Origin of the sequence: Methylobacterium oryzae (genome assembly GCF_021398735.1) — a bacterium.
GTDB lineage: Bacteria > Pseudomonadota > Alphaproteobacteria > Rhizobiales > Beijerinckiaceae > Methylobacterium.
Genome location: NZ_CP090349.1, coordinates 3,632,303 through 3,656,913 on the forward strand (window position 1 = coordinate 3,632,303; position 24,611 = coordinate 3,656,913).

Here is a 24,611-nt window from a genome sequence, read left to right on the forward strand (position 1 = left end):
GTCTTGGTCGAGGCGGAATCTTGGGCGGGTAGAGCGCCAGTATCGAGGCAGCGCTTAAAGAAAAGCTCCAGCGATGCGGGCAATCGAGACGGTCCGTGACACCCGGCCTTCAGCCGGGATCAGGTATTCGAGCGGTGCCGACGGAGATCGGCTCAGCCAAGACCTGGAGATCGGTTGATGCTCAAGTCCCTCGCCGCCGCGGCACTGCTCGCCGTCGGCATCGCCGCGCCGGCCTCGGCGCTGCCCGTCGCGGGTTCTCCGCTCCCCGCCGCGCAGGACGGGCTGATCCAGCACGTCTACGGCGGCTGCGGGCCCTATGGCCATCGCGGCCCTTATGGCGGGTGCCGCGCCGGCGGCCAGTGGGGCGGCTATGTCGGTCGGGCCTGTCCGCGCGGCTTCCACCTCGGTCGCGGCGGGCGGCGCTGCTGGCCGAACCGGTACTGGTAGCGGCGCTCCCGCTGTTCGGGGCGATCGGCTGACCGCCGTGGCGCACCGTGACGGAACGCAGGAACACCCTGGGAGCGTGCGCTCCCAGGGTGTTGCCGACCTCGCGGCCAGTTTGATCGGGCTGGGGATGCGAAGGCCAACCGGAAGGCTGCTCTTCGGCGGCGGAGGGCGATGAGGCGGACCTGCCCCCCTCGCCCGCCGCCGCGTCTCCCGGCACGGAGGCCGGGAGCGGCGCGACCCGATCTCAGTAGGAGCCGAACTTGTAGTTCAGGCCGGCGCGGACGACGGCGAACTCGGTCTTGGCGGCGGCGCCGTTGAGGTAGGCGGTGCCGTTCGGGGGCAGGAGGTTGCCGTAGAACACGCCGCCGGCCGAGTTCTTCTGGCGGTCGAGGCTGACGTAGAGGCCTTCGACCTTCAGCGTGACGGCCGAGGAGCGGAAGAAGTTCAGGAACGAGTCGGTGGGCAGGGCGTACTCGACGCCGCCGCCGGCGGCCCAGCCGGTGCGGAAGCTGTCGCGGAAGCGGTTGCCGGAGAAGTTCTGGTCGTCCTGGCCCGAGCCGTAGGCGAAGCCGCCGGTGCCGTACACGAGGGTGCGGTCGAAGGCGTAGCCGAGGCGGCCGCGCACGGTGCCGAAGTAGTCCAGGCCGTTGCCGCTGGTGGCGACGAAGGCCGGCGGGTTGGAGAAGGCGACGCCGGGGAAGCCGAGGAAGCTGTAGTTCTGGGTGGCGTTGGCGCGACGGGCGAAGTCGACGTACTGGGCGTCGGCCTCGAAGCCGATCACGACGCCGGAGCCCGGGGTGAACTGATAGTTGTAACCGATCTGGGCGCCGCCCGAGAAGCCGTCGTTGTTGTTGCGGTTGTTGACGCTGACGACGCCGGCGGTGCCGGGGGAGTTGATCAGCGAGCCGCCGGGCAGGGCGTAGCTGGTGGTGTTGCGGCTGTTGGCGTCGAAGCCGTAGCCGGCGTTCACACCGATGTAGAAGCCGGTCCAGGTGAACACCGGCACCGGCGTGAACACCGGCGGCGGCGCGGCGCGGCGCGGAAGGTCGGCGGCGGACGCCGCGGCGGTCAGCGCAGTGAAGGCGGTCAGGGAGGCGAGGAGCTTGGTCATCAGGGTGATCCGGGTTTCGATCTGGTGATAAGACTACCAAGCTCTGAGCAGAATAGCTGTAGTTTTACGGACACACAGGCTCGCGACGTCGGAGAAAACATAGTAAACGGCCGATTAACTCCGGGCGGAGCTGTTAAATACTGTTGAAGTTCTGGCGGTATGCTCGGGGCCTGCGCCCGAGGCGCGTGCATCGGTCCGCGGCGAGGCCGCGCGGGCGGCCAGGGGGCGACGCGCCGACAGTCCTGCGGGCGGCGCTGCCGGCCGCCTGAGCGGGGAGGGTTCGTCATCACTGTGGGTGCGCCGCGGACGACCCTGGCGCCGCCCGCGCCGGATCCGTCCGGCGGTAACATGGGATCGAGAGCCGGCGCTTCGGCGCCGGCGGGGTGACACTGAGCCGGCGGACGGCGCGCGGGGACCTGTCCGGTGGTCCCCGCGTCCGCGGCCGCGCTAACCCGTCCGGTCGCGCCGGGTGATGTGCTTGACCAGTTCGGCCAGCTTCTCCTCGGCCTTCTTCAGCGCCACGCGCGAACTGTGTCCGGGCGGCGTTCCTTCGGCAGCCTCGCGAAGCTTCGCGATGGTGTCCTGGGTATCCTCTACCTCGGTATCGAGCGCGGCACGCTCACCGGATCTATCGATGGCCATATCGATCCTCCAGGTGTTCTGCCCCTGGCGGCCGCCAGGGCGCCACGCCCTGAGGTAAGGCGGCATCCCGACCGTGGCGAGCTTCGCGGGCCTCGCCGGAGGCCGTTTCCGACACGGATCCGGGTTCGGCGACCCCGTCGCCGCCTGTGCGCCACGGCACGCCGCAGCGTGATCCCGGCGCCCGCGGACGGCGTTCTACCGTCACACACACCGGAGACCGCCGCCATGCTGATCCTCAATCCCCTCACCGGCCAGACGGTCGACGTGCGCGTGCCCCGCCCGCAACCCGGGAAGGCGTGAGGAACGGCGTGAGCCCGCCCCCGTGCGGGCTCACGCCGATGCGCCCCGGGGCCCGAGTGCGCCCTCCCCGGTCGCGCCCGCCCGCAGGTTCGGCGCGCCGGGTGCTGCGAGCGCTCACAGGGAACGCGGGGGCCGGCGCGCCAAGCGCTCGGCCTCCGCCTGCCACGCGTCGCGCTCGGCCTGAAGCGCCTCGATGCGGGCGTGGAGATGGCCGGCGTCGATGGCGGTCTCCATCAGCATGTCCTGCGCGGTGGCGAGCTGCTGGCGCAGCTCGGCGTTCTCGGTCGCGAGCGCGAGGAGCAGGGCCGCCACGTCATCGCTCATCCGGGCCCCTGCGCCGCCACCGAGCCGGCGCGTTTAGCCCCGGCACGACCGGGCCACAACCGCCCCGCGGGCACCCCGCGGCCACCCCGGACCGATCGCCGCCCCGGGCCGCGCGCGTCAGGCGGCCTCGTCGGACAGGAGGCGCCCGACGTAGTGGCGCCCGACCGACTCGATGACGGGCGCGAACAGGCTGGCCATCCAGGGCACCAGCGCCTCGACCTCCAGCGCGTCATCCGCCACCTGGATGGCGACGTGCGCCGACTGCCCGTAGCCGCTACCCGAGAAGGAGCGGCGATTACCCAGCCAGTCCTCGGCCTCGACGCAGATCTTCTCCGCCTCCAGGCGGCGGAAAGCCCAGTCCATGTGCAGGTCGATGCGCCGGCGAACCTCGGCTGTCCCGAGGTCGTGCGGGACGGTGATTGTCAGGCGCTTCGGCATCGGCATCTCCTCGCGAGCGGGCCCCGTGAGGTGCGGCCGGAAGGTTAACGCCCGGTGATCGGCGCCACCCGATCGACGCGCCGGGCGAACCGCCGGCGGTCAGTACCGGACCGTGCGGACGCCGCCGGCCCCGCCGCTCACGACGCTCCGGATGACCTCCTTGGTCGACGGGCTGATCCCACCGTCACCGCGCAGCCGGCGCCCGTCCGCCCGGTCGAGGCGCGCGACGTCGTCGGAGCATCGGTCCAGGGCGCGGCGGACCTTGGACGACAGCGGCCCGCCGCGTTCCGCTGGGGCGCCGGCCATCTCGAACCGCAGGCAGGACGCCAGATAGCCTTTCAGGTCGTCGAAGGCGGCGGCCTGGGCCCCCGACGTCAGGACGATGAAGATCAGGGCGGATCGGGCGAGCATCACGCGCTCCAGGGAAAGCGGTCCGCGCGGACAACGCGCGAGCGGGGCGTTGGTCCCGGAGGCCGCGCCCTCGCGGCCGCCGCACTCAGCCGCTGCGGCGGGGCGCCTGGGCCGCGTCGCGCCGCTGGTCCTGGGTTCCCCGACACTGCACGTATTCCGGCGTTCCCGGCTCGGCGCCGTAGCCCCGGCAGATCGCGTCGTCCTTCGCGGCGACGTCGGCCTCGCTCATGAAGAGCTCGCCGCGGCCGGGCCGGTTCGCCGCGTTGCAGGCCGTCAGGGCCGTGGCCGCGATGGCCAGAACGATGATGTGCTTCATGGGACCCCTCGCCGCCGATCAGCACCACAGCGGCAGGACGCTGTCGATGACGCTGTCGACGACGCTGCCGCGGCGTCCACAAGCCGGCGGTCGACATGGTTATCCAAGGATGGCCGGACCTTCGGCGCCACGCCGCGGTCCCGGCCGTCCACCGCACGGGGCGGGGCCTGCTCGGCATGCAAGCCTGACGCCGCCGTGACCGGCGGTCCCTGCGGGGCCGACATGTCGTGTCGCCGGTGCAGCGGCGGCGCAACGCCGGCTAAGTATCTGCCTCTGCATCCTCCCAAGGCAGACCCACCTTCGGCCCCGCCGGCAGCGCCGCGCGGGGCCTTTTCGTGCGCCGATCCGGAGGGTTGGCGCGCCGCTCCCGGGCGAGACCCTGCGCGCCGGGCGCGGCCGGGCACGACGATCGGCGGCGCACGACGACGGCGGGTGTCGGAAACCGTGTCCGCGCTCCCGCGTTCGGGCACGGAGGCCCGTGCGTGAGGCACAGTCGGGCCGAGATGCCAAGGAGCACATGATGCGTCATGCCCTCTTCGCCATCTTCGCGCTGGTCGCGGCGTCGCCCGGTTCGGCGCAGACCAGCACCGGTCCCGCACCGATCCGGCAGCCCGGACCCGCGCAGCCGGTGACGCCGGGCACCCCGGCCGGGACCGTCGTCGTTCCCGGCGGCAGCCAGAACAGCGGTCCGGGCAGCACCGCCGTCGTCGCGCCCACTGGGACGGGGGCGACGACCATCACGACGGATTCGGCCGCCGGCGGGAATGCCGGTCAGCCGGAGCGCGGCGTACCCCAGGTCGGCAAGGGGAGCGGGGATGGCAGCGGCGGCAGCTGATCGCCGGCCCCCGTCCTGAGGATCCGCCCCGTGCCGGATCGGGGTGGGACAGGTGGACCGTCCCACCGCCGGTATCGCAACGCGGCGGGCGGCGGCGCGCGGGCGCTGGACCATCACACCGTTGACCCGCAGCCCGGGACCGCCCGTCGCCGGGGAGGGATGATCTCGCGCCGCGTTCAATGCAGATGCCGAGCAAGTCTGTTGCGGGCCATCGAATTTTGATCGCTGTGTCTAACTCAGGTTCTGCTGCCAATCTTAGATAATGATCGGCTGCCAAATAATTGGTATCAATGTACCGGAAAAATTTATTTCCGATTCATCGATGCGGTGTTCGCACTCTCACGTTATAAAGATACTGTAGATTTAAAGCGACGCCGCCGCGCGTCCGTCGGAGATTGATTTGGCGGATCCGGAATTCGAGGGTGGAAAGTTCGGGCCGAACGGCAAGAGATCGATGCTCCGGCAGATCGCGCACGCCCTCGGCGTGCCCGAAGACGCTTTCCTCGACGAATCCGAGGCGCTCGCCACGATCGACATGACGGGGGATTTGCTGCGCGTCTGGCACGCGCTCACCCTGTCGGACCGCCGCTTGCTGCTGCAGATGGCGCGCGGGATGATCTCCCGCGGCTAGAACGGCCACGGCTCCTCCTGCGGCCCCGGCGCCGTCCGCTCGCCCGGCGCCACGAGGTCCACGATCTCGTCGAGCGGCTGCGTCACCCGGATCGTTCGCCCCGCGGCGGTGATGAACGTCTCGTTGCGCATCAGGTCCGTGTCGCTCAGCGCCTGGACGCTCGTCACGCGCAGCAGGTGCCGGCAGCCGTCGCCGTCCTGCACCTGGAGGAAGTTCCCGACCCGCCGAACCGCCGACATGGCGCTCTCCCGCCCCGCTGGTGATCTGTGGCCTAGGCGCCCTGCAGGCTCTCGGCGAAGTCGTCGGGGATCTCGCCCCACTGGCCGAGGATCGTGACGCCCTCCAGTTCGCCGGTCTCGTCGTCGGCCACCACCTTCAGCGCCGCCGCGCCCGGCATCCGCCTAGCCATGTTCTCGGCCTTCTTCACCGCCCCGCTCTCGGTCTGCGCAGGCTCCTGCCGGGCCGGCCGCAGCCGCTTCCGGTGCAGCTCGAAGGGCTGCACCACGAACGCCGTCCTCATCGCCATCGTCGTCCTGCACCCCGGTTCGTCACAGGTTCTCCACAGATCGCACGGGCCGCCCAAGAGCGCGCCACGACAGGGGTTTTCGAGCCGTATCCACACGCGTCCACGGGGCTGGAAGAAAAGTCTCGCCCGCAGATTGTGCCCGGCCCGCCCGTATGATCTGTTCCGCTTTCGTTCTAGCATGGCGAGGCCGCGGGTGCACCTCTCCCGGATCGACGCGCGGCGAATCTCGAGCGCCGACGCCGTCAGCGCGCCGGCGCCGCACCGGCCTCCCCGCGCCTGTCCGACAGGCGTTGGGCAAGGCGGCCGGGTCATGCCACCGGGTCATACCAAGGTATGGCGCCGCCCCGCATCCGTATAAATGTAAGCCTCCGTCGCGATCGCTACACTTTCCGTCATTCAGCAGCACAGACGGAGATTTGTCATGACGGAACGTACCAAGGGAACTGCTCTGATCACCGGCGCTTCGGGCGGGATCGGCGCGATCTATGCCGAACAGCTCGCCGCGCGCGGCCACGATCTCATCCTGACCGCCCGGAACGCGGATCGCCTGGAGGCGGTCGCCGAGACGGTGCGCGGGGCCTCGGGCCGCACCGTCGAGGCGCTCGCGGCGGACGTCAACGACCGTGCCGGTCTCCGGCGCGTCGAGGACCGGCTGCGGAGCGACCCGGCGATCACCCTCCTGGTCAACAACGCCGGCTTCGGCTCCGCGGCCCCGCTGCTACAGGCGGATCCGGACGAGATGGAGCGCATGATCGGCGTGAACGTCACGGCCGTGACGCGCCTCGCCTACGCGGCGGCGCCGGCCTTCGTCGCGCGGGGGCACGGGGCGATCATCAACGTCGCCTCGACCGTCGCCCTCAATCCCGAACTGCTCAACGGCGTCTACGGGGCGAGCAAGGCCTACGTTCTCGCCTTCACGCAGGCGTTGCAGCACGAACTCGCCCCCAGGGGCGTCCGGATCCAGGCGGTCCTGCCCGGCGCGACGGCCACCGAGTTCTGGACCGTGGCCGGCGTCGGCGGCCACCGGAACCTCCCGGCCAGCATCGTCATGACGCCGTCCGACCTGGTCGCGGCCGCGCTCGCGGGGTTCGATGCCGGCGAGGTCGTCACGATCCCGCCCCTGGAGAACGGTGCGGCCTGGTCCGCGCTGGACGCCGCGCGCCTCGAACTCGCCGCCCAGCTCGGCGCGGCGACGCCGGCGAGCCGGTACCGGACCGCGCGCGCCGTCGCCGCCTGAGGCCCTCGCGGGGCGTCCCGGCCGGGGCGCCCCTGCCCGCTTCCCGCGGCCGCCCGGTCAGGACTGGGCGAGCGGAAGGCACACCGAGAAGCGGGCGCCCGGCGCTCTGTCGCGGGGGCTCGCGTCGATCGAGCCGCCATGGGCCGCCACGATGGTCCGGCAGATCCGGAGACCGAGGCCGAGCCCCTCGGCCCGCGTCGTGAAGAAGCCGTCGAACAGCCGGTCGAGGGTGCCGGGATCGAGGCCCGGCCCGTTATCGACGACGTCGACCGTGATTGACCCGTCCCGGCAGACGGTCTCGACCGCGATCTCGGGCCCGGGGGTCCGCGCCTGCCGATGGATCTGGATGGCGTTCATCAGCAGGTTGACGAAGACCTGTTGCAGCTGGATCCGGTCCGCGATGACCTGCGCGGCCGCGTCCGCCGGGGCGACGGTGAGCCTGATCTCGGTGCGGTTCAGATCGTGCGCCACGAACCGCGCGGCCTCGGCCAGGACCTCCGCCACGGAGACGGGCGCGCGGACGCTGTCCCGCTTGGCGGCCATGCGGCGTGTGCGATCGATGATGTCCCCGGCCCGCGTGACCTGATCGACGATGCGCTGGCATTGCCGCCGGAGCAGGTCGCGGTCGAGATCCGCGCGATCGAGCAGGCGCAGCATCGCCCCGGCGGTCATGCCGATCGACGATAGGGGCTGCCCGAGTTCATGCGCGATCGACGCCGAGAGCTCGCCCAGCGTCGAGATCCGGGAGACGTGGGCGAGCTCGTCGCGCAGCACCTCCAGCGACATCTGCCGCGCGACGTGCTCGGTGATGTCCACGAAGGAGGCGAGCCACAGGCCGGAGGTGGCGCCGTCCGCCCGCGGGACCACGCAGAACAGCGTCTCGAAGCGCGATCCGTCGAGCCGGACGCTGTGCGCCTGCTGCTGGAACGAGGTCGCGCCCGCCGCGAAGGCCCGGGCGGAATTGACCTGGGCGGTGCAGAGCGGGTCGAAGAAGCGCTGCGTGCGCTGCCCGATCATGTCCGCGCGGCCGCCCGCGCCGAACATCCGCACCGCCGCCTCGTTGACGTCGAGGATGACCATCCCGTGCCGCAGGCGGTCGGCCACGTCCGGATGGGCGTCGAGGTGGGCGGCGATGTCGGTGATTCCGGCCGCCCGCAGGGCGTCCAGGGTGGCGACCCGCTCGCGGGCATCGACGACGACGAAGCCGATCGTCGAGACCTTCATGCAGACGAGGTACCACGCGTCGTTCCAGTCGGCCTCGCTGGCCACGATGATCCGGTCGGCCGTCGGCGTCAGACCGTTGCTCATGTCGGCGGTTCCCGGGGGCGGCCCCGATTCAGGCCCGCCGCGCCCCCGCTATACGGCATCCGAAAATCCCGCTTCCAGTCGGGACGCGGGACTTTCGCGGGCGGGCCCGGGGGCGCCGCCCCGGGTTGTCGCCCGGGGTCATCGATCGGCGTCAGGTTCCCGAGAGGGTCTCCTTGGCCAGGGGCAGGCTGCGCAGGCGTCGGCCGGTCAGCGCCGCGACCGCGTTGACCACCGCCGGCGGCACGCCCGGCAGGCCGGGCTCGCCGATGCCGCCCATCGGCGCCCCGCTCTCGACGATCGCCACGTGAACCCGCGGCATCCGCTCCCGGTCGAGGATCGGGTAGGCGTCGAAGTTCCGCGCCTGCCGCTCCCCGTTCTCGTAGACGACCTGCTCCAACAGCGTCGACGAGAGGCCGAGCGCCGCCGCGCTCTCGACCTGGCGCTTCACGATCGCCGGGTTGACCACGCGGCCCGGATCGATGGCGATCCAGAGATCGTGCACCCGGGCCTCGCCGTTCTCGAGCGACACCTCGGCGATCGTCGCCGTCTCCGACCCGAACGGCGAGGCCATCGACACGCCCCGCGCCCGCCGCGTGCCGTCCTGTGCCCGGAACGGCCCGCGCGTCCAGCCGCCCGCGAGGTCGGCCACCGCCTGCAGCAGGGTGCGGTGGCGGGCGCTGTCCCTCAGGAGCGTCATCCGGAGGGCGAACGGGTCCTGGCCGCCGGCCTGCGCGATCTCGTCGAGGAAGCTCTCGTAGAAGTAATCGTTCATCGAGTGCCCGACCGAGCGCCAGAACGCGATCGTCACCGGGTGCGGCACCTTCACGTAGGTGAGCCGCCGGTTCGGGATCGCGTAGGGCTTCCGGTCGAGGCCCTCCACCACCGAGGAATCCACCGGACCCTTGAACAGCGCGCCGAACCAGCGCCCGATCGGGCCCTCCCCCACCGCGGTGGTCTCCAGCGCCACCGGCATCCCGTCCGGCCCGAGCGCCGCCCTGAACCGGGCGAAGCTCAGGGGGCGGACGGCGTCCATGCCGAACTCCTCCTCCCGCGACCACAGAACCCGCACCGGCTTGCCCGCCGCCTTGGCGAGCAGGATCGCCTGCGGGAACGGGCTCGCCGGCCCGTAGTGGAAGTGGCGCCCGAAGAAGCCGCCGAGCATCGGCGAGTGGATCCGGACTTGATCCGGCTGCAGCCCGGCCGTCTTGGCGGCGACCTGCTGGAACAGCTCCGGCATCTGGTTCGGCACCCAGAGGTCGAGGCTGCCGTCGGGGGCGAAGCGCGCCACCGCCGAGGGCGGCTCGAGCTGCGCGTGGGCGAGGTAGGGGGCGTCGTACGCCGCCTCCACCACCTTGGCCGCGCCCGCGAAGGCGGCCGCCGGGTCGCCGGCCTGCTCGGCCGGAACGCCGGGTCCGCCCGCGTCCCGGAGGGCGGCCAGCATCGCCGCCGAGGAGAAGCCCGCCGAGACGGTCGCGACGCCGTCGGGCGCCGGCCGGGTCCAGGTCACCTGCAGGGCCTCGACGGCCCTGCGGGCCCGCCACCACGTGTCGGCCACCACCGCCACCGCGCCCGGCAGGCGCTCGACCGCCTGGACGCCCGGCATCGCGCGGACCTCCGCGGCGTTGGCGATCGCCTCCGGCTCGGTGCCGAGATGGGGCGCGTGCCGGATCGCGGCGTGGACCATGCCGTCGAGCCGGATATCGATGCTGTAGACGGCCCGGCCGGTGGACTTGTCGCGCATGTCGAGGCGCGCCACCGGCTTGCCGATCCAGCGGAAATCTTTGGGATCCTTCAGGGCGACGTCGTCCCGCGGCTGCAGCGCCAGCGCCGCGGCGGCCAGGGCGCCGTAGCCGAGGCTCCGGCCGGAGGCGGCGTGGATGACGCGCCCGTTCTCGGTGGTCAGACTGGCCTGCGGCACGGCGAGCTCGGCGGCCGCCGCCCGCAGGAGCATCTCGCGGGCGGTGGCGCCGAGGCGGCGCATGGCCTCGAAGCTGGAGCGTGTCGAGAACGACCCGCCGGTCATCCGCAGGCCGTTGACGACCGCGTAGTCGGGGCCGGGCGGGGCGCATTCCACCGCGAAGCGCACCGGGTCGAGGTCGAGCTCCTCGCCGATCGTCTGGGCGAGGCCGGTGTTGATGCCCTGGCCGCCCTCCACGAAGGGGCTGAGCAGGCGCACGGTGTCGTCGGGGCGGATCTCCAGGAAGGCCGTCACGCGGGTCCCGGGTTTCGGCGCGACGGCCGCCGGGCCTTCGGCGCGGGTCTGGGCGGCGGCCGGCGCGAGCCGGAGGCCGACCCCGAGGAACAGCGCGCCCGAGGCGGCCCCCAGGAAGCCGCGGCGGGAGAGGTTGCGCACCGGTTCGCGACGGTCGGCGCGGCGGAGGGGCGTGAGGTCGGTCATCGTGCGCCTCCTCAGGCCGCGGCCTGCCGCACGGCGGCGGCGATGGCGTTGTAGGTTCCGCACCGGCACAGGTTGGTCATCGCGCCGGCGATGTCGGCCTCGGTCGGCTTCGGGGTCTGCTTGAGCAGGCTCGTGGCGGCCATGACCTGCCCGGACTGGCAGTAGCCGCACTGGGGCACCTCGATGCCGACCCAGGCGGCCACGACCCGGGCACCGACCGGGTCCTGCTCGATCGCCTCGATCGTCGTGATGGCTTGGTCGCCGACGCTCTCCAGGGGGATCTGGCAGGAGCGGGTCGCCGCGCCGTCGAGCAGCACCGTGCAGGCGCCGCACTGCCCGATGCCGCAGCCGTACTTCGTGCCGGTCAGCCCGAGGCTGTCGCGCAGGACGAACAGCAGCGGCGTGTCCGGTTCCGCGTCCACCGTGTAGCGACGCGCATTGATCGTGAGCTGGACCATCGTTCGACCTCGTGGGATGGGGACGCCGCGACGTGTCTCGGCGTGCGAATCGGCCGGGCGACGTGTCTTCGGGGACGGCCGAAGGCGCGGTCCGGATCGTGTGCCGTGTCACGAGAGGTACCGCCGCCCCCGGCCGCGCGGAATCATACGAAGGTTAGGGGTCGTCACCCGAAACGGTGCCCCTCCGCGGCCCGCCCCCGGGATCAGGGCCGGCCGAGGACAGTCCATCGCCCCGGGTCTCGGCTCTGAAAGCTTCGCGCGGCGCTCGGGCGGCCGGTCACGCTCCCGGGCCGCGGCCGCCGCGAACCCGCGTATTCTGGGATCCTGAGCCTTCGAAGCGGAGGGCACGGGATCGCGGCAGGCCGGTCTGCAGAGGCGCCGACCGGAACGGGCGATCGCCCGTCGGCGATGGACGGAGCTGCGGTGATGGGCCGATCCGGCTCGGTCAGGCCGAGGTTTCGGTCGGATCATCCGAGACTCGATGCGCACGAAACCTGCACGCCGGACGGTCGGGACCGGTCTATCATACCGACGCATGATATCCGTCCGGTCGTGAGGCCTCTACGTTTTCCGCAGATCTCGGGATCGCGGAGGAAATACCATGGACGACCACTACGATGCCCTCGTGATCGGCAGCGGCGAGGGCGGCAAGTTCCTGGCGTGGCACCTCGCCAAGGCCGGCCAGAGGGTCGCGGTGATCGAGCGCCGCTGGATCGGGGGCTCCTGCCCCAACACCAACTGCCTGCCGAGCAAGAACGAGATCTGGAGCGCCGAGATCGCCCACCGCGCCCGGCAGGCAGACCGGTACGGCATCGAGACCGGACCGGTCGCGGTGGATATGGGCCGGGTGGTCGCGCGCAAGCGGGCGATGGTTCGCGACCTCATCGACATGCACCTCGACCGCTACCGCGAGAGCGGCGCGGAACTCGTCATGGGAACGGCCCGCTTCACGGGCCCCAGAGCGCTCACGGTCGCGCTGAACGCGGGCGGCTCGCGCGCGCTGACGGCCGAGCAGATCTTCCTGAATCTCGGCACCCGCGCGACCATCCCGGACGTCCCGGGCCTGCGCGAGGCCGGGCCGCTCACCCATATCGAGGCGCTCGAACTCGACGCCGTGCCAGCCCACCTCGTCGTCCTCGGCGGCGGCTACGTGGGCCTCGAACTGGCCCAGGCCTACCGCCGGTTCGGCAGCGCGGTGACGGTGATCGAGCACGGGCCCCGGATCGCGGGCCGCGAGGATCCGGACGTGGCGTCCGCCCTCGCGCAACTCCTCGAGGCCGAGGGGCTGGCGATCCGCACCGGCACGGAGGTTGTGCGCGTGCGCGGCCGCTCGGGCGAGGCCGTGGAGATCACGGTGCGCGGCGGCGCCGGTGAGGCGGTCGTCGCCGCGAGCCACATCCTCGTCGCGGCGGGGCGCGCGCCGAACACCGACGGCATCGGTCTCGACCGCGCGGGCGTGGCGCTCACCGAGCGGGGCGTCATCGAGGTCGACGATCACCTCCGGACGAGCGCGCCGGGCGTCTGGGCCATCGGCGAGTGCGCGGGCAGCCCGGCCTTCACCCACGCCTCCGCGGACGATTTCCGCGTGATCCGCGACACGCTGGCGGGGATCCCGCGCTCGACCGCGGGCCGGCTGATGCCGTCCTGCCTGTTCACCGACCCGCCGCTTGCGCGGGTCGGGTCGACCGAGACGGAGGCGCGGGCCGACGGTCACGCCGTCCGGGTGGCGCGGCTGCCGATGGCGGCCGTGCTGCGCACGCGGACGACCGGGCAGACCGAGGGCTTCATGAAGGCCGTCATCGGTCCGGACGACCGCATCCTCGGCTTCACGATGCTCGGCGCGGAGGCCGGCGAGGTCATGGCCGCGGTCCAGGTCGCCATGCTCGCCAACCTGCCCTACACGGCGTTGCGCGACGCGATCCTCGCCCATCCGACCACCGCGGAGGGGCTGAACAGCCTGTTCGCGGCCGTCCCCGCCCGCTGAGGCTCAGCCGGCGGCGCCGGCGACGGCGGCGGGCTCGGCTGCGGCGCCTCCCGCCGCGTCCGGCTCGGCCGCCGGCAGCTCGACCGCGAAGGTCGCGCCCGGCCCGTCGTTGTTCCCGCCGGTCAGCGTGCCGCCATGGGACTCGACGATGGTCCGGCAGATCGCGAGGCCGATGCCCATCCCGTCGCGCTTCGTGGTGAAGAACGGGCTGAACAGCCTGGGCAGCTGCTCCGGATCGATGCCGGTGCCGCTGTCGACGACCGCGATCCGCAGCCGGCCCGGCGCGGGGGCGGTCAGCGCGATCCGCAACTCGCGGCGGGGCTCGGGCAGGTCGCGCACGGCGTGCAGGCCGTTCGTCACGAGGTTGACCACGACCTGCTGCAGCTCGACGCGGTCGGCCAGGACGCGCGCTTCGGTCGCGGCGATCACCGTCCGCACCGTCGCCCCGGCCGCCAGGATCTCCCGGTCGAGGAGGGCCGCGACCTCCGCCAGGAGGGAGCCCAGGTCGAGGATCTCGGGCTGGCTGCGGTCGCGGCGGAGCTGCTCGCGCGTCCGCTGCACGATCCGGCTCGCCCGCATGCCGTCGCGGACGGCGCGCTCGGCCGCCCGCGCGGCCGCCTCGAGGTCCGGCGTCTCGCGCCGCAGCCAGCGCAGGCAGGCCTCGGCGCTCATCACCATGGCGCCGATCGGCTGGTTGACCTCGTGGGCGATGGAGGCGGAGATCGCCCCGACGGTCGAGACCCGGCCCGCGCGGGCGAGCTCGGCCTGGGCCGCGAGCAGGGCCTCCTTGGCGCGCTCCCGCTCGGTCACGTCGATCATCGCGCAGGCGACCCGGTCGAGGGCCGCCTCGTCGTCCGGCAGCGCCACGACGAGGATCGCGGTCACCTCCCGCCCGTCGGCGCGGATCAGGCGGCCCTGGGCCTCGAAGCGGCCGCCCGCCCGGTCGATCCGCTGCAGGAGCGGCAGGACGAGGTCGTTGCCCGGCGGGAGGAAGCGGCTCATCGAGCCGAGCACCGCCTCGCGGGAGCCGCAGCCGAGGAGCCGCACCGTCGCGTCGTTGACGTCGACCAGCGCGATCCGCCGGGCGCAGGCGGCGACGAGCGCGGCGTCGGCCTGCCCGCGGAGGTCGGGCCCGAGGGCGCCGGCGGCCCGCGCCTCGGCGAGGTGGGCCTGCGCCTCGGAGAGATCGACCTCGCACAGCGCGACGTGGCTCGGCTCGAACAGCGCGCGGTAGCGGCGCTCGCTCCGGGCGAGCGCGTCCAGCGCCCGCCGCCGGGCGCTCGTGTCGAAGGCGATGAGGCTGATCCCGCCGGTCAGCGCGAGGTAGAAGCCGACCGCGGTCAGGCCGCTCTGCGCGGCCAGCGCCTGGGCGATCATCGGCGAGAAGGCGCCGCCGATGATGCCGCCGACGTTGAACGCCACGGAAGTCCCCGTGTAGCGCACCTGCGGCGGGAACAGGCTCGGCAGCCACGCGCCGAGCGGCCCGTTGACGAAGCCCATCACCCACAGGGCGAAGGCCAGGAAGGCGAAGATGGTCGCGAGGGAGCCGCTGCCGAGCATCGGCGCCAGCAGGATCCCCGACACGATGGTCCCGGCGCAGCCGACGATCAGCACCCGGGCCGGGTCGAGCCGGTCCGACAGCCAGCTCGCGACGACGATGGCGGCGGCCATGAACAGGATCGCGCCGAGCTCGACCGTCAGGAACGAGGCCCGGGAGTAGCCGAGCGTCGTTGTGCCGTAGCCGAGCGCGAAGGCGGTGGCGGTCCAGAACAGGGAGAAGCACGCGACGACGCCGAACATCCCGGCGACGACCTGCCCGGCATGGTCGCGCATCAGCGCGACGAGGGGGACGCGCGGGGGCTGCGCGTCCTTCACGGCGGCGGCGAACTCCTCGGTCTCGCCGAGATTCGTGCGGACCCAGAGCCCGAGCCAGACCAGGGGCACGCTGAGCAGGAAGGGCACCCGCCAGCCCCAGTCCGCGAACTGCTCCGCGCTGAGGGTCAGGGTCAGGACGAGGAACAGGCCGTTGGCCACGAAGAAGCCGAGGGGCGCCCCGAGCGGCGCGAACATCGCGTAGCGCGCGCGCCAGCCCGGCGGGGCGTTCTCCAGAGCCAGCAGGGCGGCGCCGCTCCACTCGCCGCCGAGCGCCAAGCCCTGCCCGAACCGGAGGAGGCAGAGCAGGACGGGCGCGAGCCAGCCGGCCAGCGCGAAGGTGGGCAGCAGTCCGATGGCCGAGGTCGTGAGCCCCATCAGCAGGAGCGAGGCGACCAGCGTCGCCTTGCGCCCGATCCGGTCGCCGAAATGCCCGAAGACCGCGCCGCCGATCGGCCGGGCCACGAAGGCGAGGCCGAAGCTCGCGTAGGCGCTGATCAGCTCCGCCGATTGCAGCGCCGCCGGGAAGAACAGCGGCCCGAAGATCAGGCTCGCCGCCGTGGCGTAGATGTAGAAATCGTAGAACTCGACCGTCGTGCCGATCAGGCTCGCGAGGAGGACCCGCGCCGTCGTCTGCCTGGGACGCGCGTCGCCCACCGCACTCATCTCCGCGCCTCGCTGCACAGCCTGTCGGACGGGCGCGCGGCCGGAGGAGGCGGGCGGCCGCGAATCCTGGGCCGGGAGGCGCTGACCTCGCCGGAGGTTGAGCCAGTCCCGGGGACAGTGCAACCGCTCATAGCCACAAGCTTGGCCGCGAGTCGATAGGCGGGTCGGGAGCGGTCCGGCGAGCGGCCATTCGGGGCGATCCGTGCCGGCGGTCCGCGCCGTCCACAAAAGGGTCGGCTTGATCGGGCGCGGATACAACCTGTAAGCACTGCCCGTGCGGGCAGCCTGTCAGAGGCGCGCGGGGACTCGTCGATCACGATGTCAGGCAACGTCCGGGGTGGCGCGGCGAAGCCCGGCGCCGACACGGCCTCACCGCTGGTGGTCATCGTCGAGGATGACGAGGGCGTCCGCGAAGGTCTGCAGGACCTCCTGCACTCCGTCGGGCTCGACACCCTCGCCTACGGCGCGACGCGCGACCTCCTCGCGGCGACGCTGCCGGACCGCCCGGGCTGCCTGATCCTCGATGTGCGGCTGCCGGGATCCAGCGGCCTCGACCTGCAGGCGAAGCTCGCCGCGATGGGCAACCGCATGCCGATCATCTTCATGACCGGCCACGGCGACATCCCCATGACCGTCCAGGCCATGAAGGCGGGCGCGCTCGATTTCCTGACCAAGCCATTCCGCGATCAGGACATGCTCGACGCCATCGCGGTCGCGATCGAGCGAGACAGGACCCGGCGGGCGTCGAGCGCGGGGGTCGCCGAGCTCGAGGCGCTGGCCGCGACCCTGACGGCGCGGGAGGCCGAGGTGATGGCACAGGTCGTCAAGGGGCTGCTCAACAAGCAGATCGCCCACGCCCTCGGCATCAGCGAGATCACGGTCAAGATCCACCGGGGCAACGTCATGCGGAAGATGGCGGCCGGCTCCGTGGCCGACCTCGTGCGCAAGACCGAGCTGCTCAAGGCCCGGGCGGCCGTCTGAGCCGGACCATCGCCCCGTCTCTCCCGCAGACCCGTCCCGAGCCGATCGGCGCGGAACGATGCCGGACATCGCCGCGTTGGCACCCGCACTGGCCAGATTCGTCGCGGCGATCGGATCGGAGATCGGCGAAGAAGTCCTGCCTCAACTTGTGAAATCCATGTCTACCGGGTCGCGTCGCGACGCCCCAGGTCCTGCGTTGCTGTGGCAGGACTCGGTTCATCGGGATGTGAGTCCGTCGCGCGCATCAAACCATCGTATAATTTCGTCGGAGCCGCCGCCGGCCCACAGAGGTGGGATCGATGCGCCTTCGAGAGGCTCTGGAGGGAGATTCGTGCCGGTCGGGAAGAAAGCGGTCGCGGTCGTGGACGACGACGAGGCGGTTCTGGACGCGACGTCCAGCTTCCTCGAGGCGTTGGGCTACGACGCGCGGGCCTTCAACTCGGGCGAGGCCTTCCTGGCCGCGATGGCCGGCAGCGACGTGTCGTGCCTGCTGACGGACGTGAACATGCCAGGGATCAGCGGCATCGAATTGCAGGACCGCGTCCGGGAGCAGCGCCCTGCCATGCCGGTCATCATGATGACTGCTCTGACCGACGACGCACTCCGGCGCCGGGCCCTCGCCGGGGGCGCCCGCGATCTCTTGCGCAAGCCGCTCGTGGCCGACGAGCTGATCCGCTGCCTGGAAGAGACGATCGGGGCCTGACGCCAGGGCCTGACGCCAGGGCCTGACTCCAGTGCCTGACTCCAGGGCCTTTCCATCCGTGACGGGATCGCCGGCCGGCTCCGGACCGGCATCGCGCGCGTGCGCCGCTGGCAAGCCGATCCGAGGCCGGTCCGGTTAGGACATCAAACCTCCGTATGATTCCGGCGCGAACGGCCACGGTCCAAGGTCGCGCCATGGAAGCGGCGCGCCGTCGGCGGGCCGGACGAGGAGGCGGGGATGGGACTGACGATGGCGAGCCCGGGTGCGGCGCCCGACGAGGCCCTGCTGCGCGCGGAGACCGCCCGCAGCGCCATGGCCCGGCTGCTCGCCGTGGCCGGACACGATCTGAAGCAACCCCTGCAGGTGGCCCTCATGGCCATCGACCGCGCGGTCTCGGACGGCGTCGGTCCCCGGGCCGCGGCCCGGCTCGGCCTCGCCAGCGACGCGCTGGTGCGGCTCGGCCGCGAGCTCGACGACCTGGCCCGCTCCTCCCAGGCCGGCAGCGTGGCGCCCCGGCTCGGTCCCGTCGCGGTCGCCCCGCTCCTGGAGGCGGTGGCGGCCGAATGGGCACCCTACGCCGACGCGGTCGGGGTGCGTGTCCGGGTCTGCGCCACGGCGCTGACGGTCACGAGCGAGGTCGCCATGCTGACGACCATCCTGCGCAACCTCGTCGGGAACGCCGTGAAGTATGCGGGCCCGGGCGGCCGCGTCGTCGTCGGATGCCGCCGCCGGCAGGGGCGCGTGGCGATCGAAGTGCACGACGGCGGTCCCGGCATCGCGCCCGAACGGCTGGCGGGCATCTTCGACGCCTTCGACCGCGCCGGACGCCGGGACGGGGCCGGTCTCGGGCTCGGCCTTCATATCGTCCGGCAAACCGCCGCGGCGCTCGATCACCCGGTCGCCGTGCGATCCCGGCGCGACCGGGGCTCGGTCTTCGGCGTGACCGCGCCCCGCCACCGTCCGGCATCCGCGTAGACGCCCTGGGACGATCCCGACGGCACCGCCGCCGCGGAGCAGGTCCGCCGTCCCGGTACCGCAGGCCGCGAAACGCCCGGACCGCGCGCGCAGGCCGCCGAAATCGGCGGCGTCCACGGCTACGCAGGCGAGCCGCGGCCACACGGCTTGCTCGCCAGGGTTGCTTGTGGAACCGTGTCGGCCTGAGACCCCGAAGAGGCGACGGATGCTCCGCACCGTGCTTTCGCAGACGGAGCGCGACCTGACATGACGGCTGGTGATCCGCCCAACAAGATGGCCGAAGTTGCCGGCCTTGCGGCCGCGATCGCCGATCACATCCTCGCGCAGCACGAGGCCGGGACCACGATCCCGCCGGACCAGTTCCGGATGCTGGTAAGCGCCGCCCGGATGCTCCTGGAAAACGGCGTGGCTTGGCCGCCGTCGGTGACCTACCTCGTCATGGAAGTCGTCCGACGGGTCGAGGAGGCCGAGCCGCCGCCCAAGGGCGACGAGGTCGTGACGCACCTGGAGCAGGCGCTTGACGCGGCGAAACCCACCTGAGACACCTGAGACCGACCGTCACGCGGCGGGCGCGCCGACTTCCCGCGGGATCGGCGCCCTATATGGGCCCTATGCCCACACTCGGTCTCAAGCTCCCGCTCCGGATCTGCGTCCTCGAGAACGCCGCCTGCGTCGAGGATGCCGGCGGCCGGCGCACCGGCTACGTCTACTGGGACGAGGGCCGTTCGGGAGGTGGTGACAGGCCCTTCACTCGCGCCGAGGCCATCGAGCAGGTCCGGATCATCGCGGGCGCCTGGGCCGGCGCCCTGGTCCACAGCGGCACCCTCGACACCGGCCCGGCGCCCGAGCCGGGTGCCGCCGCCGCCGAGCCCTCTCCGGAAGGCTGACCGCGCCCGGCCGAGCGGGATCCGCTACAGGCCGGTGCCGCTCACGTACGAGACCGGCGCGCCCGGACCCGAACTCGTCGCGGAGGCCGCGACGGTGGCGGCGATCCAGTCGCCGTCGCTGGTCCCGGATGCCCGGCACTCCCGCGCCATGGCCCGCACTCGGCGGCGCCAGAGCCAGAGGCGGAGGGTGTGGATGAGGTCGTACATGGTCGGCCCCGCGCTGTCGCTCCCGTCCATGTGGTGCGCGCAGGCGGACCGCTCAAGCCTGTGGCGCCCGACCGGTCGAGCTCGGAAGCCCCGCCTCAAGCGGAGCGGTGCTTCATCACGAAGTGGAAGCCGAGCTCGGGATTCTTGCTGAAATCGGCGTCGTAGAACGCGTTCTCGTTGCCGGAGCCTCGGCAGAAATCCTTGAACTGAAACATGGTCATCGGGACAAATTCCAGCCCGTGCTGCCGGACAAGCTCGCGCCACCACGTCTCCGGCTTGACCGTCGGGTGGTAGCTCACGCCGTTGGCGACATCGTCGTATGTCGCGGCGGAGCCCACGAAAAGACCGCCGTCCGCCAAGTGGGATTTCACGTTCGCGAACAGCTGAGGAAGCAGCGATTCCTCGATGTGCTCGAGGACCTCCCACATCGTGATGACGTCAAATTTCGCTTTCGTCCCTGACCTCTGATCCATCAGAGAGAAGGGCTTGGTGATATCGCAGGTCTTCAGAAAGTCCGGGATGATGGACCACTCGGCGCGCTGCGCGCGAAGGGAGTAATCGCTCCCCTCGATCCCGAAAGCCGCGTTGCCTCGGATGAGGAAATCGAAGACGAGGCCGCCCCCTGCGCAGCCGAGGTCCAGGGCCCTGACCTTTCGGCCGAAATGGCTCTCGATCGCGTGGCAGAACCGCTGATTGCGCGTATTGTCATCCTTTGTTCCGCGCGGAACCGTGTGATCGTTGCTCTCGTAGGCGATCGGATGATCCGTCACGAGGCAGAAATCGTTCTTCGGCGCGAGCTGAACCACGGCGAGGCGTCGGACATCTTGCATCTGCGCCAGCTGCTGCGCGTGAGCCGTCATGATCTTGCTGTCGAGGGCGGCATAGAGCTGGCGGCCGACGTCGAGGATCTGCTGCGTGATAAATTGCTTGTCCTGGTCGTCCATCACAAATTCCCGACGAGCGATCTCGAGCTGACGCGGTGTGGCCAGCGCCGAATTTATCCGAGATCCTGTATCAAATCTTTACGCGGCGACCCGAATTCGGATCGTGGCGCGTCGGCGCGCTGCCCGACCGCGCGACGCCGTCCCGGATCTGCCGCCAGCCCGATCCGGCGAGCCGGCAGGACGCCTCACGCCCCTCCCCCGGGCAGGCCCGCCCAGGCCTCGCGGACGAGCGCGAGGCGCCGCTCGGCCCGGGCCGCGTCGGCGTCCGCGACTTGGTTGAGCACGGCCTCCAGCGCCTCGGATCCGCCGAGCGCGGCGGCCGCCTCGCCCTGGCGGCGCATGGCGGAGCGATGCGCCCGCATCGCCGGCCCGGCCTTCTGCCCGGCCTCGATCGCCTCCAGGGTGGCGATCAGGGCGGCCGCGAACGGGGCGACGTCGCGCCACGAGGCCGCCGCGGGCGCCGGCTCGGGCGGGTGGGCACGCTCCGGCGGCGGTGCGGAGAAGTTGGTGGTGAGTGGGCGCTTCATGACGAACCTCCACGGGCGCGGTATCAGGGGGCCATCGGCCGGAGCGGAGCTGTACGAGGAGCGCATGGCCGAAAGGCGGAAGGGCACCGGGTCCGGCGAGGATAGCCTGTCGCGCCACATCCTCCCCAATGCCGGCACGATGGTCGGCGTCTGCACCACGCTGATCGGCCTCGTGAAGATCGCCGAGGGCTGGATCGGGCCGAGCCACGTCGACGAGGCCGCCGCCCTGACGGCGATCCTGTTCCTGGTCAGCGCGATCGCGTCCTACCTGTCGATCCGCCTGGACGACGGCGGCGATCTCTCGGTCACCCTGGAGCGCTGCGCCGACATCTGCTTCGTCATCGGGCTGATCGGCCTGACGCTGATCTCGGTCCTGTTCGCCTACGAGACGATCTGACGACGCGCGGCGCGGAGCCGGTCGGGCAGGGCCTCGCGGTCGGTCAGCGCCGCCGCCAGGACCGCGAACAGGCCGAGATGCAGGCCGAGCGCCGCCAGCCCGGGATCGCGCAGGGACCACAGGCCGGCCGCCCCGAGCGCCATGAGCGGCGGTCCGGCCACGTAGACGGCGCTCCGCCAGCCGGCGGGCCGACCGAGACGCCAGAAGCAGCCGGCCAGCGCCGCCAGGGCGAAGCCGCCCTTGAGCAGCGCCATGAAGCGGATCACCCGCACGAGGTCGGGATCGACGGGCGCCGCGGTGACCCGCGCGGCCGCGACGAAGGCCAGCGGAAGCGCGAGGATCGTCAGCGCGGCGAGCAGCAGGCGCGCCCGTGGGGCGCCGCGCGTCGCGGGCCCGGCCGCGGCCGGGATCGTCATCGCCTGAACCCGCATCGGCTACCTCCTGCGCGCGCCGCGATCGGGGGCGAGTCTAGGCTCTCCGGAGGCTCCGGTCACCTCTTGGGGGAGGGCTGCGGCCGGACCGCGCCGTCGCGGGCCGGGTCCGAGGGCGGCGCGTGCGGCTCAGCAGCCGCGGAACAGCGCCACCCCGAAGGCGGTGAACTTCAGCGGCAGGTGGCAGTGGCGGTCGGGGTCGTCGAGCCGGAAGCGGATCGCGGTCTCCTCCAGGAACCCCTCCCCCGCGGCCCCGACGAAGTCCCCGATGACGAACACGACCTCGTAGAGGCCGGCGGCGAGCCGCGTCCGCACGACCGGATGGTCGAGGGTCCCGTCCGCCCCGAGGCGGCCCTCGGCGATCACCCGCCGCCTTCCCCCGGCGCGCAGGACGCGCACGCGCATCCCCTCGGCCGGCCGGCCCGTGGCGGCGTCGACGGCGTGGAGCGACAAGCCGGTCACGGGGCCGCGTCCTCCCAGACCATCCGCCAGGGATGGGCCGCCTCGTAGGCGGCCGCCATCGCGACCAGGGCCTCGTCGCCGCCCCAGGGCGCCACGAGCTGGAACCCGATCGGCAGCCCGGCGCCCGAGGGTCGGCAGGGGATCGAGATCCCCGGGCAGCCGGCGGCGTTGACGAAGCCCGTGAAGGTCGCCGAGCCGCGGGGGCCCACCGGCACCCCGGCGATGCGCGGCGGATGGGTGTCCTCCGCCGGCCATGGCAGCGCCGCGGCCGCGGGGGTCATCAGCAGGTCGTGGTCGGCGAACAGGGCGGCGAGGTCCCGGCGCAGCGCCAGTGCCATCCGCTGCACGGCGAACAGGTCGGCCGCCGACAGGGCCGCCCCGGCCTCCGCCAGGGCGCGGATGTCGGGGCCGAGCGCGTCGAGTCCGCCCGGATGCGCGCGCATCAGCCACGCGATGCCCGCTTGGCCGAGGACCGGCCACGCCTCGGTGATGGCCGTCGCCGCGTCGAAGCGGCCGGTCTCGACCCGGTGGCCGAGGCCGGCGAGGCACCCAGCCGCTTCGGCGACGCTGTCGGCGATCTCGGGATCGACCGGGGCCGTCCCGAAGGCCGGGACGTGCAGGATCCGCAGCGGGCGTTCCGGCACCGCGGCGCTCCCGAACGGGCCGAAGCCGTGCGGCGCGACGGAATCCGGGTCGGCCGCCCCGAGGACCCGCATCGCCGCCGCGAGATCCTCGACGGTGCGCGCCATCGGCCCGACCACCTCGAGGTCGAGCATGATGGGCGGCAGCCCGCCGGTCCGCGGCACCCGGCTGGCGGTGGGTTTCAGGCCGACGAGGCCGGTATGGGAGGCGGGGCGGCGGATCGAGCCGCCCGCGTCGGTTCCGAGTGCCAGGGGGCCGATCCCGGAGGCCACCGCCGCCACGGCGCCGCCGCTGGAGCCCCCCGGCGTCAGCGCCGGATCCCACGGGTTCCGGGTGACGCCGTGAACCGGGTTGCCGGTGTAGCCCTGGACGGTCAGCTCGGGGACGTTGGTCTTGCCCAGGATCACCGCCCCGGCCGCGCGCAGGCGCGCCACCGGCGTCTCGTCGCGGTCGACGGCCTGCCCGGCCCCCTCCCCCGCGTAGAGCCGGCTGCCCCAGCCGGTCGCGAACCCGGCGACGTTCAGGCTGTCCTTGACGGTCAGCGGCACGCCGTCGAGGGGCCCGAGCGGCCGCCCCGCCCGCCACCGCGCGGCGCTCGCCGCGGCGGCGCGCTCCGCGCCCTCGGGATCGACGGCGACGAGGGCGTTGAGCGTCGGATTCACGGCCTCGGCCCGCTCCAGGCAGGCGCGGGCGGCCGCGACCGGGCTCGCCGTCCCGGCCGCGTAGCGGCGGCCCAGGGCGGCGGCCGAGAGGGTCCAGAGCGGGCCGTCCGCGTCGATCCGGGTCATGACTCCTCCTCGCGATGGGCGATCCAGCGGGCGAGCGGCCCGGCGAGGCCCGTGGCCGGCTTCGCGGGCGGCCGGGCGAAGCGGCCGGCCCGCGGCGGGCGCGTCCCGAGCCGCACCAGGGCCTGCGCCTGACCCAGGGCGGCCGCCAGCGGGTCGACGAGCGGCACCGGCACCGCGTCCCGCAGGACCGTGGCGAGGCCGGCGAGCGGCGCGCCGGCCAGGATCACGACGTCGGCCCCCTCCCCCACCGCCCGCTCGGCCAGGGCCAGGATCTCGGGCCGCAACTCGTCCTGCACGTCCGTCACGGCCTGGAACGGCCGGCGCACCGCGTGGAGGCCGGCGCAGCGCGCCGACAGCCCGGCCAGCGCCACCGCGTCCTCGTACCAGGGCAGCAGGGCCGGCGCGAAGGTGACGACCGCGAACCGCGCCCCGAGCTGGCAGGCGGTCAGCATCGCGGCCTCGGCCATGCCGACGACCGGCAGGTCGAACAGCTCCCGCGCGGCGACCAGCCCGGGATCGCCATAGGCGGCGATCACCGCGGCGTCGTGGCCGGAATGGTGAGCGGCGAGCGTCTCCAGCACCGCCGCCCCGGCGAGCTGCGCCTCGGCCCGGCTCGCGATGTAGGGCAGGCCGGACGTGGCGGTGAGCGCGGTGATGTGCGCGTCGGGGGCGAGCGCCGCCTCGGCGGCCCGCGCCATGCGCGCGGTCATCGCCGCCGAGGTGTTGGGGTTGAGGAGCAGGATCCGCATGCGAGGGCTCCGGG

30 protein-coding genes are annotated in these 24,611 nt (G+C 72.7%); 11 read left to right on the top strand and 19 right to left on the bottom strand.

The window, feature by feature from the left end; all coding sequences use genetic code 11:
- The first annotated feature begins 177 nt into the window (after nt 1–177).
- Nucleotides 178–447, top strand: coding sequence for a GCG_CRPN prefix-to-repeats domain-containing protein (locus LXM90_RS17300; RefSeq protein ID WP_020094732.1), 270 nt, complete (start codon nt 178–180; stop codon nt 445–447).
- A 244-nt stretch (nt 448–691) separates the two neighbouring features.
- Here the strand turns inward: LXM90_RS17300 and LXM90_RS17305 are convergent, their stop codons facing one another.
- The 6 genes from LXM90_RS17305 to LXM90_RS17330 form a co-directional block, all read right to left on the bottom strand.
- Entirely contained in the window at nt 692–1,558 is an 867-nt protein-coding gene (locus LXM90_RS17305) for an outer membrane protein (protein WP_103986269.1), read from the bottom strand.
- A 447-nt stretch (nt 1,559–2,005) separates the two neighbouring features.
- Nucleotides 2,006–2,200, bottom strand: a complete 195-nt coding sequence (locus LXM90_RS17310) for a hypothetical protein (RefSeq protein ID WP_234080869.1) — start codon at nt 2,198–2,200, stop codon at nt 2,006–2,008.
- Nucleotides 2,201–2,614: 414 nt separating this feature from the next.
- Entirely contained in the window at nt 2,615–2,824 is a 210-nt protein-coding gene (locus LXM90_RS17315) for a hypothetical protein (RefSeq protein WP_026605187.1), read from the bottom strand.
- Between the two features lie 117 nt (nt 2,825–2,941).
- The gene (locus LXM90_RS17320) at nt 2,942–3,262 is read right to left on the bottom strand and encodes a polyhydroxyalkanoic acid system family protein (RefSeq protein WP_234080870.1); all 321 of its coding nucleotides are present in this window, start codon (nt 3,260–3,262) and stop codon (nt 2,942–2,944) included.
- Nucleotides 3,263–3,361: 99 nt separating this feature from the next.
- The gene (locus LXM90_RS17325) at nt 3,362–3,673 is read right to left on the bottom strand and encodes a hypothetical protein (RefSeq protein WP_020094728.1); all 312 of its coding nucleotides are present in this window, start codon (nt 3,671–3,673) and stop codon (nt 3,362–3,364) included.
- Nucleotides 3,674–3,758: 85 nt separating this feature from the next.
- Complete coding sequence (locus LXM90_RS17330; protein ID WP_020094727.1) at nt 3,759–3,989, bottom strand: hypothetical protein; 231 nt, start codon at nt 3,987–3,989, stop codon at nt 3,759–3,761.
- A 517-nt stretch (nt 3,990–4,506) separates the two neighbouring features.
- Between LXM90_RS17330 and LXM90_RS17335 the strand changes: the two genes are divergently transcribed.
- Both LXM90_RS17335 and LXM90_RS17340 read left to right on the top strand, forming a co-directional pair.
- Nucleotides 4,507–4,824, top strand: a complete 318-nt coding sequence (locus tag LXM90_RS17335) for a hypothetical protein (protein WP_091928387.1) — start codon at nt 4,507–4,509, stop codon at nt 4,822–4,824.
- A gap of 454 nt (nt 4,825–5,278) precedes the next feature.
- Entirely contained in the window at nt 5,279–5,455 is a 177-nt protein-coding gene (locus tag LXM90_RS17340; protein ID WP_170855280.1) for a hypothetical protein, read from the top strand.
- Here the strand turns inward: LXM90_RS17340 and LXM90_RS17345 are convergent.
- Together LXM90_RS17345 and LXM90_RS17350 are read right to left on the bottom strand one after the other, a co-directional pair.
- Nucleotides 5,452–5,694 (bottom strand): hypothetical protein, encoded by a 243-nt coding sequence (locus LXM90_RS17345; protein ID WP_020094724.1) that lies wholly within the window; start codon nt 5,692–5,694, stop codon nt 5,452–5,454. The genes LXM90_RS17340 and LXM90_RS17345 overlap by 4 nt on opposite strands.
- A gap of 32 nt (nt 5,695–5,726) precedes the next feature.
- Nucleotides 5,727–5,981, bottom strand: coding sequence for a hypothetical protein (locus tag LXM90_RS17350; protein WP_020094723.1), 255 nt, complete (start codon nt 5,979–5,981; stop codon nt 5,727–5,729).
- Between the two features lie 421 nt (nt 5,982–6,402).
- Here LXM90_RS17350 and LXM90_RS17355 point away from each other — a divergent pair, with 421 nt between their 5' ends.
- Nucleotides 6,403–7,218, top strand: a complete 816-nt coding sequence (locus LXM90_RS17355) for an SDR family NAD(P)-dependent oxidoreductase (RefSeq protein ID WP_020094722.1) — start codon at nt 6,403–6,405, stop codon at nt 7,216–7,218.
- 57 nt (nt 7,219–7,275) lie between these two features.
- On the opposite strand, the gene LXM90_RS17360 is transcribed toward LXM90_RS17355, so the two are convergent.
- The 3 genes from LXM90_RS17360 to LXM90_RS17370 all read right to left on the bottom strand — a co-directional run bounded on the left by LXM90_RS17360 (nt 7,276) and on the right by LXM90_RS17370 (nt 11,382).
- Entirely contained in the window at nt 7,276–8,526 is a 1,251-nt protein-coding gene (locus LXM90_RS17360) for a sensor histidine kinase (RefSeq protein WP_234080871.1), read from the bottom strand.
- Nucleotides 8,527–8,677: 151 nt separating this feature from the next.
- Nucleotides 8,678–10,924, bottom strand: coding sequence for a xanthine dehydrogenase family protein molybdopterin-binding subunit (locus tag LXM90_RS17365; RefSeq protein WP_234080872.1), 2,247 nt, complete (start codon nt 10,922–10,924; stop codon nt 8,678–8,680).
- Between the two features lie 11 nt (nt 10,925–10,935).
- Nucleotides 10,936–11,382, bottom strand: coding sequence for a (2Fe-2S)-binding protein (locus tag LXM90_RS17370; protein ID WP_020094719.1), 447 nt, complete (start codon nt 11,380–11,382; stop codon nt 10,936–10,938).
- 601 nt (nt 11,383–11,983) lie between these two features.
- Between LXM90_RS17370 and LXM90_RS17375 the strand changes: the two genes are divergently transcribed.
- Entirely contained in the window at nt 11,984–13,366 is a 1,383-nt protein-coding gene (locus LXM90_RS17375) for a mercuric reductase (protein ID WP_234080873.1), read from the top strand.
- Between the two features lie 3 nt (nt 13,367–13,369).
- Here the strand turns inward: LXM90_RS17375 and LXM90_RS17380 are convergent, their stop codons facing one another.
- Complete coding sequence (locus LXM90_RS17380; protein ID WP_234080874.1) at nt 13,370–15,904, bottom strand: MFS transporter; 2,535 nt, start codon at nt 15,902–15,904, stop codon at nt 13,370–13,372.
- A gap of 318 nt (nt 15,905–16,222) precedes the next feature.
- Here LXM90_RS17380 and LXM90_RS17385 point away from each other — a divergent pair, with 318 nt between their 5' ends.
- The 5 genes from LXM90_RS17385 (at nt 16,223) to LXM90_RS17405 (ending at nt 19,450) form a co-directional block, all read left to right on the top strand.
- Entirely contained in the window at nt 16,223–16,885 is a 663-nt protein-coding gene (locus tag LXM90_RS17385) for a response regulator transcription factor (RefSeq protein ID WP_056526642.1), read from the top strand.
- 331 nt (nt 16,886–17,216) lie between these two features.
- Nucleotides 17,217–17,588, top strand: a complete 372-nt coding sequence (locus LXM90_RS17390) for a response regulator transcription factor (RefSeq protein WP_205833493.1) — start codon at nt 17,217–17,219, stop codon at nt 17,586–17,588.
- A 237-nt stretch (nt 17,589–17,825) separates the two neighbouring features.
- Nucleotides 17,826–18,563: a sensor histidine kinase gene (locus tag LXM90_RS17395; RefSeq protein WP_103986262.1), complete on the top strand. Its 738-nt coding sequence runs from the start codon at nt 17,826–17,828 to the stop codon at nt 18,561–18,563.
- Between the two features lie 246 nt (nt 18,564–18,809).
- Nucleotides 18,810–19,103, top strand: coding sequence for a hypothetical protein (locus LXM90_RS17400; RefSeq protein ID WP_234080875.1), 294 nt, complete (start codon nt 18,810–18,812; stop codon nt 19,101–19,103).
- Nucleotides 19,104–19,174: 71 nt separating this feature from the next.
- The gene (locus LXM90_RS17405; RefSeq protein WP_053621787.1) at nt 19,175–19,450 is read left to right on the top strand and encodes a hypothetical protein; all 276 of its coding nucleotides are present in this window, start codon (nt 19,175–19,177) and stop codon (nt 19,448–19,450) included.
- 24 nt (nt 19,451–19,474) lie between these two features.
- Here LXM90_RS17405 and LXM90_RS17410 read toward each other — a convergent pair whose 3' ends face one another.
- The 3 genes from LXM90_RS17410 to LXM90_RS17420 all read right to left on the bottom strand — a co-directional run bounded on the left by LXM90_RS17410 (nt 19,475) and on the right by LXM90_RS17420 (nt 21,128).
- Nucleotides 19,475–19,657, bottom strand: a complete 183-nt coding sequence (locus LXM90_RS17410; RefSeq protein ID WP_234080876.1) for a hypothetical protein — start codon at nt 19,655–19,657, stop codon at nt 19,475–19,477.
- 95 nt (nt 19,658–19,752) lie between these two features.
- Nucleotides 19,753–20,601 carry a methyltransferase domain-containing protein gene (locus LXM90_RS17415; RefSeq protein WP_234080877.1) on the bottom strand — a complete coding sequence of 283 codons (849 nt, stop codon included), beginning with the start codon at nt 20,599–20,601 and terminating at the stop codon, nt 19,753–19,755.
- A gap of 185 nt (nt 20,602–20,786) precedes the next feature.
- Nucleotides 20,787–21,128 (bottom strand): hypothetical protein, encoded by a 342-nt coding sequence (locus LXM90_RS17420; protein WP_234080878.1) that lies wholly within the window; start codon nt 21,126–21,128, stop codon nt 20,787–20,789.
- A gap of 64 nt (nt 21,129–21,192) precedes the next feature.
- On the opposite strand from LXM90_RS17420, the gene LXM90_RS17425 reads away from it, so the two are divergent.
- Nucleotides 21,193–21,525 carry a hypothetical protein gene (locus LXM90_RS17425; RefSeq protein WP_056526737.1) on the top strand — a complete coding sequence of 111 codons (333 nt, stop codon included), beginning with the start codon at nt 21,193–21,195 and terminating at the stop codon, nt 21,523–21,525.
- On the opposite strand, the gene LXM90_RS17430 is transcribed toward LXM90_RS17425, so the two are convergent.
- The 4 genes from LXM90_RS17430 to LXM90_RS17445 all read right to left on the bottom strand — a co-directional run bounded on the left by LXM90_RS17430 (nt 21,510) and on the right by LXM90_RS17445 (nt 24,597).
- The gene (locus tag LXM90_RS17430) at nt 21,510–21,956 is read right to left on the bottom strand and encodes a hypothetical protein (protein WP_234080879.1); all 447 of its coding nucleotides are present in this window, start codon (nt 21,954–21,956) and stop codon (nt 21,510–21,512) included. The two genes, LXM90_RS17425 and LXM90_RS17430, sit on opposite strands and share 16 nt — an antisense overlap.
- 129 nt (nt 21,957–22,085) lie before the next feature.
- Entirely contained in the window at nt 22,086–22,418 is a 333-nt protein-coding gene (locus LXM90_RS17435) for a hydroxyisourate hydrolase (RefSeq protein ID WP_234080880.1), read from the bottom strand.
- Nucleotides 22,415–23,848 (bottom strand): amidase, encoded by a 1,434-nt coding sequence (locus LXM90_RS17440; RefSeq protein WP_234080881.1) that lies wholly within the window; start codon nt 23,846–23,848, stop codon nt 22,415–22,417. Before LXM90_RS17440 ends, LXM90_RS17435 begins: the two co-directional genes overlap by 4 nt.
- Nucleotides 23,845–24,597 carry an aspartate/glutamate racemase family protein gene (locus tag LXM90_RS17445; protein ID WP_234080882.1) on the bottom strand — a complete coding sequence of 251 codons (753 nt, stop codon included), beginning with the start codon at nt 24,595–24,597 and terminating at the stop codon, nt 23,845–23,847. The genes LXM90_RS17440 and LXM90_RS17445 overlap by 4 nt, the downstream gene beginning before the upstream one ends.
- Nucleotides 24,598–24,611 lie beyond the last annotated feature (14 nt).